This window comes from Candidatus Gillettellia adelgis, from assembly GCA_020541285.1.
In the GTDB taxonomy this organism is placed as follows: domain Bacteria; phylum Pseudomonadota; class Gammaproteobacteria; order Enterobacterales; family Enterobacteriaceae; genus Gillettellia; species Gillettellia adelgis.
Genome location: CP047043.1, coordinates 909,420 through 921,855, shown reverse-complemented (window position 1 = coordinate 921,855; position 12,436 = coordinate 909,420). Strand labels below are relative to the sequence as shown.

General features: G+C 34.4%; 6 protein-coding genes and 1 pseudogene. 1 reads left to right on the top strand and 6 read right to left on the bottom strand.

From position 1 onward, the window contains the following. Nucleotides 1-40 precede the first annotated feature (40 nt). A pseudogene (gene lptD / locus GIY03_RS02050) lies at nucleotides 41-2,405 on the bottom strand (LPS assembly protein LptD). 219 nt (nucleotides 2,406-2,624) lie between these two features. Between lptD and djlA the strand changes: the two are divergent. Next, nucleotides 2,625-3,428, top strand: coding sequence for a co-chaperone DjlA (djlA, locus tag GIY03_RS02045; RefSeq protein ID WP_457913482.1), 804 nt, complete (start codon nucleotides 2,625-2,627; stop codon nucleotides 3,426-3,428). Nucleotides 3,429-4,953: 1,525 nt separating this feature from the next. On the opposite strand, the gene artM is transcribed toward djlA, so the two are convergent. The 5 genes from artM to pcnB form a co-directional block, all read right to left on the bottom strand. Continuing rightward, a complete protein-coding gene (gene artM / locus GIY03_RS02040) occupies nucleotides 4,954-5,637 on the bottom strand; it encodes an arginine ABC transporter permease ArtM (RefSeq protein ID WP_457913481.1) in 684 nt (227 codons plus the stop codon). After that, nucleotides 5,637-6,353: an arginine ABC transporter permease ArtQ gene (gene artQ, locus GIY03_RS02035; RefSeq protein ID WP_457913480.1), complete on the bottom strand. Its 717-nt coding sequence runs from the start codon at nucleotides 6,351-6,353 to the stop codon at nucleotides 5,637-5,639. Before artQ ends, artM begins: the two co-directional genes overlap by 1 nt. Before the next feature lie 12 nt (nucleotides 6,354-6,365). Beyond that, nucleotides 6,366-7,094 (bottom strand): transporter substrate-binding domain-containing protein, encoded by a 729-nt coding sequence (locus tag GIY03_RS02030; protein ID WP_457913479.1) that lies wholly within the window; start codon nucleotides 7,092-7,094, stop codon nucleotides 6,366-6,368. Between the two features lie 32 nt (nucleotides 7,095-7,126). Beyond that, nucleotides 7,127-7,855 carry an arginine ABC transporter ATP-binding protein ArtP gene (gene artP / locus GIY03_RS02025; RefSeq protein WP_457913478.1) on the bottom strand — a complete coding sequence of 243 codons (729 nt, stop codon included), beginning with the start codon at nucleotides 7,853-7,855 and terminating at the stop codon, nucleotides 7,127-7,129. A gap of 2,030 nt (nucleotides 7,856-9,885) precedes the next feature. Then, the gene (gene pcnB, locus GIY03_RS02020) at nucleotides 9,886-11,154 is read right to left on the bottom strand and encodes a polynucleotide adenylyltransferase PcnB (RefSeq protein WP_457913974.1); all 1,269 of its coding nucleotides are present in this window, start codon (nucleotides 11,152-11,154) and stop codon (nucleotides 9,886-9,888) included. Nucleotides 11,155-12,436 lie beyond the last annotated feature (1,282 nt).

The window sequence follows — 12,436 nt, the reverse complement described above, 5'->3', positions numbered from 1 at the left end:
CAAAGTGGGTGAATTTCTTATGTCAATATGTACACGAATATCAGAATACATTTTGATATGGCAGTATACTGGAACGTAGAATGTCTATAGAATTAAGGTTTTTTTCGTGACGTAGACCTCGAATCTCGATATTACAAGAGATCTTATTATCATAAAGACTCATATTATGGTTTGTATCCCAGTCAGTTATTTTGCGTTCATAACCTAAGGTGATACCCCAGCAACAGGTGTTATATTGTATTCCTAGCAATTGATTCACAGATTGCTGGGCGTGAATATTGTAGTAATAGGCACCTACTATTGCCCAGCGATCAGTAATGGGCCAGCATCCTGTGATGCCCACTTGAGAAATACCATGTTGGTAAATAACATTATCGATTTTTAGTGCCTCTTGAATATATCCTGGCATTACGTAACGATAATTCAGTTGTGCTAGGGGATCGGAATCATGACTGTATCTTAGCGTTGCGTTACCCAATGCGATGCTATTTAAATGGCTATTATATTGTAAGCTCCCGCGCAGATTCCAATGATTATTTATTTTCCAATAGGTATCACTTACCCATTCTAAATTTCCGTGATGATTGTTATTATCACGAATCCTTTTCTCTTGTGTGCCTACATGACTAAAGTAGTAGATTTGCCCCACAGAAGCGATAAAATATTCTCCTAGCGCATTGTCATAAATGCGTGTGGTTAAACCGCTGGACATGCGATTCTGTGATAAAATTCGGTCTAAGCCGCTGTAAGCTCGTTCGCGAAAAAAACTGGAGTAATCAGTGTGTAGTAATGTAGTATCATAAGTATATATATTATTTTCATTATGATATGGTCTATAAATGTATTGCGCGTATGGTTCCAAAGTCTGAGTAGACCCTTTTACGTAGATTAGCGAACGTTCGAATATTAGATTTCCGTCAATTTTAAACTGCGGTAACACACGTTTGACAGAGTGCTCAAGATAAGGTGTTACAGGTTTGTAATGATGAGTGCCGTTGCAGTTGGTATAACGGAGAATAAAACTATCAGGAATTTTTTGCCGGTAATAAGATGCTAATAGCTTGATCTCGGTATTTATATTAGCCCAACCATTAGTGAACGGTAGATTCAATGTGGGTTCTAGATGCCAACGTGTAGCATTTGGGCCGAATGAATTGATGCTAGTAAATTTTGCTATCTGACTGTATAAATGAAAGTCTACTGGACCGAGGTTTTTTTTTGTAGTAGTTCAAATCTACTTGTGGCCATACTTTATAGTTAGGGTAGGTAGTCTTGTTAAAGAGCTGAAACTGTTTAAAACTTACAGTAGTGTTATAAGTTTCGTTAGAATAACCAAAGCTAAACTTTTGAGTAGCGTAGCCATTAGTGGTAGCACCGTATTTTGAATCTAAATCCGTAAAATATTTTATATCGCTAACCTTGGTAAAATCGCTATTAAAATGCCATACCCGATCCATAAGTCCACTATGGTACCAATGGAACAACCAACGGGTGCTATTTCCAGTGTTATTTTTTTTATACTCTTGATCATTTGCTAACCAATCTAGAGTAATTAATCCAAATCCAGGTCGTACTAGATAACGGAATTCATTTTGCCATTGTAAACCGCGTTTTGATATATAGTGTGGAGTCAGTATGGTATCATAATTAGGTGCGATATTCCAGTAATACGGCAATATGAACTCAACACCATTATTATTATCATATTTAGTGTTCAGGAATAGGAATCCAGAAAGACGTTTATCTCCAGTTGGAAATTGCAGGTAGGGACTATAAAGAGTAGGCCAGCCCTTAACATAAAAGCGGGCATTCCACACTTTGATTACTTGCTCTATACGGTCATATATTACTTTAGAACCGACTATGTTCCAACTATTATCCTTAGGTAAACAAAAAGTAAAAGTACCATTTTCTAAAAAAGTATAGCGATTAGCTTCGCGCATCTTTATCTTTTTAGCTACACCGCGACCTTGACGGTTCACCATTTGATAATTACTATCATAGATGTTGATATCTTGAGTGTTCAGGTTTGACCAAGCTTTAGGGCCTGTTAATATAATTTGAGGGTCGCTATAACGCACATCTCCGTGGGCGATGATAGTACGAATTTCATCTGTATGTCTTGACTTCTGAAGCGTATTTAACTCTATCTGATGAGCAGTAAGGGTGGCATTGCCTTGTACAACGCTGACGTTACCAGTAAAGATCACTCTATGTGGATAGTCAGCAGACGATTTATCTGCACTGATACTAATTGGAAAGTTATTAGGTCTGTCACTAATCAGAGGCTTGTTATAACTAGGAATGCCAAACATGCACTGTTTAGACAGATTAGCATGCGCAAACTGACTATAAAATGTCGTATACAACATTACTACTACCAGTAATAAGAAACTTTTTTTCATACGCAATTTAGTATTTCATGATCAAAACAGTATAGCCAGAAAACGGCTAAAGAGTATATTATTCGTTTGTATAGGACTAGAGTCGAATTTTGTTTTTTGTTTTTTATAGGTCTTAAGATAAAATGATAGATATCATAATCTAAATATTTAAAAAAATCACTAATCTATAGATTAGCATAGCAAGAATTATACAGATTTAGTAGAACAATTGAGGAGTATATGCAGTATTGGGGGAAACTGCTGGGGGTCATCGCTGCCGTTTGTCTTGGTGCGGGATTTTTGGGTTTAGTGTTTGGGCTTATCGTTGGCCATATTATCGATACTACGTATAGTCATCAGCATAATCGGGGTTTTTTTAGTGATCAGAAAACGCGGCAAATGCTTTTTTTTCTCACCACTTTTCAGGTGATGGGGCATTTGACAAAATCCAAAGGGCGTGTTACTGAAGCGGACATTCAGATCGCTAATTTGTTTATGGAACGTTTGCAGCTATATGGCGATATGCGCAGCGCTGCTCAGAAGGCGTTTCGTGAAGGTAAAAATAGCCGGTTTCCATTGAGGAGGACGCTACAACAATTCCGTAGCATTTGTTTTGGTCGTTTTGATCTGATTCGAGTATTTCTGGAAATTCAGTTTCAAGCCGCATTTGCCGACGGATCTCTACACCCTAATGAGAGGAAAATACTTCATGTTATTGCGGAAGAACTAGGAATTTCTCGCGCACAATTTAATCAGATCCTTAGCATGATACAAAGCGGACGTCAGTTTGGTAGTCAGAGCGCTACTTCCCAGCAGACCAAAAACCAGCCAACATTAGAGGATGCATATAAAGTACTTGGTGTAAATAGTCATGATAATGCTGTTGTTATTAAGCGCGCTTATCGTAAATTAATGAGTGAAAATCATCCAGATAAGTTAGTAGCAAAAGGTCTTCCGCTACAAATGATGGAAATAGCCAAGCAAAAAGCACAGGAGATTCAGGCAGCATATGATTTAATTAAGCATGAGACACGTTTTAAATAATCGGACAAATGCTGCATAAATAAGCTATCGTTATTAAAATCAATAGTCTATTTAGTATACAATATGTGATTGCTTAACAAGACAGATAAGTGAGAAAAATTGTGTCTATACATAGTTGTAGACTAGAGACTCGCATTTGTAGTCTAAAGTTTTATAAATTATTTTGAATGCCAGGTTTTATATCATTTAGTATATTTATTATAGCGGGAAAATTGATAGGTGATTAGCATTAGATTATACCATACTTACGCATGAACACTGCGGGACAATACCAAACATCTAGATTCTTAAAGACATATCTGTACTTATTATAAATATTTATGTTATTAAAAACTGATTTACTGAGTATGGGAGTCTATACCCATAAGGGAAGAAGGGATAGTTTAAGAGACGTTATCTCAAATACTGAATAGGAAGATAAGGTAATAAATTATTTTTTTAGTTTCTTGAAGTTAATAATACATAATATTAGGCTCTTTTCTATTGGAGATCGTTCTAATATTAATAAATCTTTGGATTATTCAATAATAGTAAGTTTTTAAATTATATAAGGAACTAAGGGTAATATATATTATTAAACTTATGCAGTGCCTTCGGGTTCATTTCTTAATAGTTTTCTGAATTATTATAATTTTAGTATATAAGTATTAACATTTGATATATCTCTCTAGTTGTAATGAGCCACTTTAACTAAATTATTAGTAGATAATAAACTAACTAGTGTGTTATATAAGAGAAAAACATTCATAGAAGTTTATAAAACTATATAAGACGTCATGAATAATGCGGTTATCCTATTTATAACAGTGTTTACCTAACGTAAAGAATTTAGTTAAAATATAGCTTTATCTAAAATAGAGGAAGTTATAGACAAAAAAATAAGTAGCGGCTATCTCTACTGTAAATATAATTAGTATATTGTATCTAAAAAATACAGTGAACAAATAATCTGTATTTATAAGATGTGAAATAAAAATATTGTTTGTTAATAGCTTAATTAAAGATGCTTATTAGATCATAAAAGTATATATTCTCTGTGACACAAGGTTATTATCGTTTAGGACGAATAATAAATTAAGTAATAGTACTAAATATTAAGATGTATAACCCCGCTCTTATCATTTAAATTTTATGCAATAGAAGTTGTAGATATGATACATAAAAAGGTATACAGTAATAGATACTAGTTTTTACAGAGACAGTACCGCAAACTAATTTACATTAGCTCATGTAACTCAAATAATTTACAGATAATTATCGTGTAAGATGAATGATTGTTTAGTAGCTAAACATGAATAATTGAATTAATCGGATATAAGGATGACATCTGTCCCCAATAAATCAGTATTCTTATCAGAATATTATTTCTTTAGAAATAAAGATCTTTATGTAATTCTAAAAGATTTTTTTGCGCTTTTAATGTTGTTTATCTTTTCAGACTCTCATGTAATGGTCGTTCGCATACCTTTATAAAAATTTATTAACTCAATTAATTTGTAAAACATAACACCTAACGCTAATTAAGCTATACAAGTGACGTTGAATAACGCTGTTCAAATGTTAGAGCATAGCGCTCAAGTAAACGCATTAATAGTGTTAGAAAACCATTAATGCATAGATAAATTATTCCTGCTATAACAAATATTCTCAGATCGTAGGTAATTCCATACAGTAATTGGCTATGGCCCATTATTTCCATTAGCGTAATAGTGTAAGTGAGTGAAGTGCTTTTAAATATTAACACAACTTCATTGCAATAGGATGATAGTGCACGCTTAAATGCGAACGGTAGTAAAATATATAGCGTTTGTTGACGCGACATCCCTAATGCCTGGCAGGATTGCCACTGATTTAGAGGGATCGTCCGCACTGTGCCGTAGAATAGTTGAGTGGTATAAGCTGCGCTGTTTAATGTTAGTGCAATAGCCGCGCATAGCCATGGCTGCGATAGTAGTCCCCATAGCCATGAATACTCTCGAATCACTGGAAACTGACCTGGGCCGTAATAGATTAAAAAGATTTGCAGCAACAATGGTGTGCCAGTAAATAGCATAATGTAGGCTTTGATAAGTAGCGTCAGGCATGGTGTTTTTAAGGTCAGAATTATCGTTAGTAGTAATGATAAGATGAAAGCTATCAATAGTGTGGTAAGGGTTAACGTCAAACTATTATTCAGACCTTTGATAATTGCTAAAAAATATTCAAACATCAGTTGACCTTCCGCTCAAAGTTTGTAGCGCGTCGCTCAATGTATTTCATAATATGCTGGCTAAGCAGCGTGACTGACAGGTAGATAATGGCCGCAATCATATACCAGGTAAAAGGCTGCTGAGTACGGATTGCTATATTTTTAGTTTGTGACATTAAATCGTTCAGGCTGATCAAGGAAACTAACGAGGTATCTTTCAATAAGACTAGCCATTGGTTGCTAAGGCTGGGTAGTGCGTAACGCCACATTTGTGGCATAATTAAGCGAAAGAAGATTGTTGTCTTGCTCATACCCAATGTTTGACCAGATTCCCATTGACCTCTTGGTACTGCTTTGAATGCACCACGTAGTGTTTGCGATGCATGAGCAGAATAAATCAAAGCTAAGGCGCACACACCGCATAGGAATAGACTGATTGCGAGGTTGTGCATTTTGAAGTGAACTGCTAGTTGGCACATTCCTAAATTCAGAATAAAACCATTAGATAGTAATAATGTTAATTGTAACAAACTAACATACATAAATAGCACTACTAGGATTTCTGGCAAACTTCGCACCAGGATTACCAAAATCGTGCTCAACCAACTGACTATTTTCCATCGCGATGATTCTAAAATAGCAAATAGTATCGCTAGAATAAGGCCAAAAGTTAAAGCGAATACGGCAAGACCCATAGTCATGATCGTAGAATTTACTAAGGATAAGATATTATACATAATCGTAGATTATTATTTGAACCATTTTTTATACAGAATTTTATAAGTACCATCTTGTTGTATTTCATCTAAAGCGTTATTAAACTTGTATTGCAACGTGCTATTTTTTTTATTTACTGCAATACCCAATCCAGCGCTAAAATAATCCTTATCGGTAACTTTATTACCTATAGCTGCTAACTCAGAGTGCTTTTGCAGCCATGTTTTTACGACCTCTGTGTCACCGAATACTGCATCTAAACGGCCGTTTTTCAGATCTAGAATAGCGTTTTGATAACTATTATAAGGAGTGACAGTGATGTCTGGATATTTGTCAGTTAAATATTTCTGATGAGTAGAGCCATTTTGCACGCCGATTTTATTTCCTGGTAGAGTTGCTTTCTCAGCTATACGATTTTTCAAAGTGATAAATAGTGCTGAGTTTTTATAGTATGGTTTTGTAAAAAGCACTTGTTTTTCACGTTCTGGTGTAATATCTATACACGCTATTACTGCGTCGGATTGCTTAAATTTAAGACTTAAAATTAAGCTATCAAAAGCTTGATTAGCAAAGACGCAATCGGTTTGCATCTTTTTACAAACGGCGTTAGCTACATCAATATCAAAACCCTGGATCTGATTATGTGTATCAATAAACTCAAAGGGAGGATAAGAAGCTTCGGTTGTGAAGAAGAGCGTTGTAACCGCAAGTGCAGAATCTGTAACTCCTGCTAGAATGGCGGCAATTAAGTATTTTTTCATCGAAAATACTCCAAATACAGAATATCGAGTTATTAATGTGATAAATAATTTGTAAATTCTATTGTCTTGGGTTTTGTAAAGTATCTGGTATTGCCTTGTTCGATCAAGCGACCATTTTCCATATATACTACATGACTGGCAGTTTTACGTGCCAATTCTACCTCATGAGTAACGATCACTTGAGTGATACCAGTATCAGCTAGTTCTTGGATAATGCTAACGATTTGGGCAGTAGTTTCTGGATCTAGAGCTGCAGTGGGTTCATCAAATAGTAGCACTCGTGGTTCCATGATTAATGCTCTAGCGATTGCTACGCGTTGTTGTTGACCACTAGACAAATGCAGCGGAAATCGATCAGCGCAATTTATTAGATGCAGACGATCTAATAATTTATTAGCGCGTTGTATTGCTTGATCTTTCGGTAATTTTAATACCCGACAGGGCGCCTCTATCAAATTATGCATAACAGTAAGATGAGGCCATAGGTTATACTGTTGAAATACCATTCCGACGTTTTTGCGGAGCTGACGGATCGATTTTTCACTTGGTATTTGCATAAAGTTAAATTGATTATCAGCAATCCTCAAGCAACCTGATCGAGGAATGTCGAGTAGATTTAATACCCGTAATAATGAAGTTTTCCCAGCACCGCTAGGACCAAGTAGCACTAAGGTGCTACCTGATGAACAATTTAGCGTAATATCAAATAACACCTGATGAGCGCCATAATAACAGTTAATAGCGTTCAGTTGAATGTTCATATATAAGAATCACAGATGAAGTTAATATTAAATCATAACTGCTAAGGAATATTTATGCAATATTTATGCGTGAAATTTATAACGTGGTGGTTAAATATAAGTTTATTATAAGTTATAAGGTATATGAATGAAATGGACAGAAAGCATACAGATTGTGCTTTAAGTCATAAACTTTCAAATTTACTCAAAATGTGATTATTATTAACTTATGATATGCTATTAACATGAGGTGTAGTTTGTATATTGGAGAAAAACTAATGGTTTTAGTATATAACACAAGCTAATGCTAGCAGTTATGTTGCTGGTATTTAAATGATGAAATTATTTACTATTTAGTTAGTGCTTTTACAAATTATTCATTTAGCATATTGTTAGTAGTTAGTGTGGAGCTGTTGACGCTCATTGTAGTATATATGATCGATGTATGATCTTGTAAGGTTTATATTTGTAATAAATTTATATAAATCCTTAGAGTAACTAAACTACATCTCTACGATCTAGATCGTAGTGTTTCTGTAGGGTTATTTCAATGAATGTACGATGAATCTTTTTCTGTTTTTAATCTCTTATTGCTCATGCTATAAATGTATATGTATTAAATGTTAGTTAAAAAGATAAAGTAAGGAACATGAGCATTATAATCTTTAATACATTTTTAAAACATGCATTTATGTCGTGAGGTATTTTAGTAAATAATTTAGGTTTATAAGAAGGTAAAACGGAGCAGCTACTTAAAGATATAAGTATCAGTCAGAATATAATTAGGATGAGCTCGTAAAACTAAGATACGTAAAACTTTAAGTATAACGGGAATATCTGTATGTTCATGATGAACACTTATTAATTCTTAATAAGTGTTCAAATTAAGTAATGGTTTATGTTAAATGGGTAGTTTGTATTATTAATAATATACTGCAGCTTTAGTGACACGAGCGTTCCGAGCTTTTTTGTTAAACGTATACGTTATTTAATACAATCAGAGTGTATTTGATAGGTGTAGTAATTTCAATAGCTAGCGTGGTGCTATATATCTTGAAACTAACATAGTATAGCACAACGCACATTGTATTCTGAATTTATCGACTACTAAAAATTTTAAGTAATTGTAGTGTCAATGACGCAGTTATTTTTTATATTTTTTCGATCTTCAGAGATCTTTATTTCCTTAATAGCTCTAAAGTCAAACTATTTATAAGTTAACAAGAACTTAGTAGTTTCATTCTTATTTGTTAAGATACAGTGTGTTTACTCATCAGTGGATCACTGAAATTTGATGTTCTTAGATTGATCTGACCGTTTATAAGTGTGATTCATTGATAGAATATTCTAATGATTTTAATAAAATAAGTAGTCAGCGCTTAACTTACTAAATTATCTATAAGAACTTAACGCAAAGTTTATATCTTAACTGAAGTAAGTCGTTGCAAGTTAGTCTCATACTCCTTTTCCCATGTGTAGGGAAAAGGAGTATTGCTTACGATATAGCAGAGATCATTAGGATATTTTAAGGAAAATAGATTATTCAGCTTTCATCCATTAGCATTTAGTTGTTTTATACTCATTTAGGCACTTGGTAAACGATTTATTATCCAAAAATATAGCAAAATAAGTAATGTTGTTCAAAGAACAATAATAAAAGATAAATTAGTACTCTTTTAGATCAACATGCGATATAATAAAATGATTAGTATCAATGATATAATTATTATATAGAATAACATTTATATTAATAAATCGTTCACCCAAATGTTAGACGGCGTGTGCCGTGATGCTTGATTATATTGCATTGTGTCAGCATAATGCAGTAGTGTTAGATAACAATAAGATATTTTAAAGTATTTGTGTATTAAGGAAATTCGTTAGATTTTTCGCTACATTGATGTTTATGAATAAGAGAAATGAAACTAGCTTATTGTATGAGGGGTTTTATAGATCCTTAAAATCATTGTTAATTTGTTGTAGTATATGAGCTAGATTGCTGTTTCGTGCAATATAAACACGGAATATTATAGATCTCTGGTAGATAGGGCTTAACGGTATCGTGCTGAATCCTTGCGAAGGCTGTTTAACATAGTTGTCTGACGTGCTGGCGCAGCCAGTTGAAATTCACCCCACCACTCAGTCAAGTGCAACATTTCTTGATTACCCTCTACTTCAGCTCGTAGTACTAAAAAATCATAGGCAGCGCGAAATTTTGGATGTTCCATTAGTTTATGTGCCCGTCGCCCTTGGCGACGGGTGAGGCGTAATTGTAATTGCCAAATCTCGCGCATTAATGTAGTAATGCGTTTTGGAATGGCTAGTGAGCGACACTGTTCGTCTAATACGTTATTTATAGCTAGCGCAAAAGCGTCATAATATCCTAGGTGGTTAATTTTTGATAATTTATTTGTATGCTCTAGCAGCGGATGCCATAGCATAGCAGCGAATAAAAATGCTGAATTAACGCGCATGCCATTTTGAAAAAGGTGATCGATATTCTTGAGTGCTTGTACTAGAGTACGTTCCATTAATGTGGAGTAATTGGGTATAAAATAGCGTGAAATGAGAGGAAATAACGGTTTGAATAGTTGATATTTACATAATTTTAAATAAGTTAGATGGCCATAGCCAGCTAGCAGTAATTTGAGGGACTCTTCAAACAAGCGTGCAGGTGGAATGTCGTGTAGTAGTGAGGCTAGACAAGGGATAGGTCGGGCAGTCGTATCGCTAATAGTCATGCCTAGCTTAGCAGAAAAGCGTATTGCTCGGAGCATGCGGACTGGATCTTCACGATATCGGGTTTCTGGATCACCGATTAGACGTATCACGCCTTGTTGTAAATCGCGCAAACCATCAACATAATCACGCAACTTTAAATCCCTAACCCCATAGTACAGGCTGTTGATAGTAAAATCACGGCGTTGAGCGTCTTCTTCAATTGAGCCAAAGATGTTGTCGCGTAGAAGTATTCCATTTTGGGTTTTTTTTGAAGCATTTTGGTTAGAATCCGCGAGCTTCTCATGGTGTCCACGGAAGGTGGCTACCTCAATAATTTCCTGACTGAACATTACGTGTGCTAGACGGAAACGGCGACCAACGAGGCGGCAGTTTCGAAAGAGCTTTCTTACTTGCTCTGGCGTAGCGTTAGTAGTAATGTCGAAATCTTTTGGTTTTTTTCCTAATAAAAGGTCACGCACACTACCACCAACTAGATAGGATTCATAACCAGATTTATTTAAACGGTATAGTACTTTGAGCGCGTTCTCACTGATATCTTTACGCGAGATTGTATGTTGTCCTGGTAAGATAGTAGTCATAAAGCCAGGTCCTTGCGCAGCGGGAAACTGCAAATTTTACGTGCCGCAAAATGGTACACTGGAGATGTTCCTTTGTCATAATTAGCGGAGGTTGTAGAAGTTTACTGCATATTTTAACACTCTATTTTATTCTCAGAAGACTCGTTTTGGATTTTTTCCTAACGTCGTTATATCGTGCATGAGTATCTTACCGTCAAATGAGCTATTTTAATAAAATAGTACACCTCATTAGTAATGCGTAAAGATAGCACTGTAATAAAATGACACCTAATTATCGCTTGCTGTATCTCTCATGAGCATGCTGATGTGTTGTAACTAAAACAACAACGTTCGAGGAAGAACATATTATTACTTTCAGTGTGTGATCGATTAGTTTTAATAGTAAGGAACGAATCAAATCTTGTGAGTATCTCGGTAACAGTTAGCGAGAAATTTCAAGAGAGACAACTAGCATGACTCAGAGATCGTAAATAGATAACACATCTGCATAATTCTTTTATAATTATTTAATGTGATTAACATTTAACACTAGCGCTTGATAAAGGCTATAGGGTATTAGAGAACTATAACTAATTTTTGAGTTAAATATGAAACTACCGTTTTAATAAATCGATTTTATACGTAATTATGTGGCTCATAAATAGGTATTAATCCTTATTATTTTATAGTAAATATATATACAATTTTAGCAGTCAATTATCCTTGCTTCATGAGATCATGCTGCGTTGTTGTACACTGTGTGTTGTTATTTATTACAAATATATAAATCAAAGAGAATTGATATCAATTATATAGCTATACCTTGTGGTTATTCTCAATCTGCTAGTAGTTAGCTAAATTCGCTACCTTTCTATAAAATATTTATGAAATATTTTTTGGTTTGCGTTCAGTTTTGATTGTATTCATTCGGTATTCTAGCACTACACCATACTATGGTATGGTCGTTATATTGATACGTTTTTATAAAAGCGACGATAATCTGTTATTAAAATCTATTTAATCTACAAGCTTTTAAAGAATCGTATTATTAATCTATTGTTCAGTAATTACCTGGTTGATTTAGATTCTATGCTGTATAAAAATATTAAACAGAATATTACCATTCAAATGGTAAAATGTTTTTTATAGTTATTATAAAGCATTACATTAGCAGGTTGTTTCTGTGAAATTCTAAGTCATCTAGAGTATTGTCACAGTATAGACTACGTCAAGTAAGCTAGAAAAAGCTTTTTGGGAAGGTCGAGAATATTGTTACGTTATGTTTATCATAATTTGCGTGGAA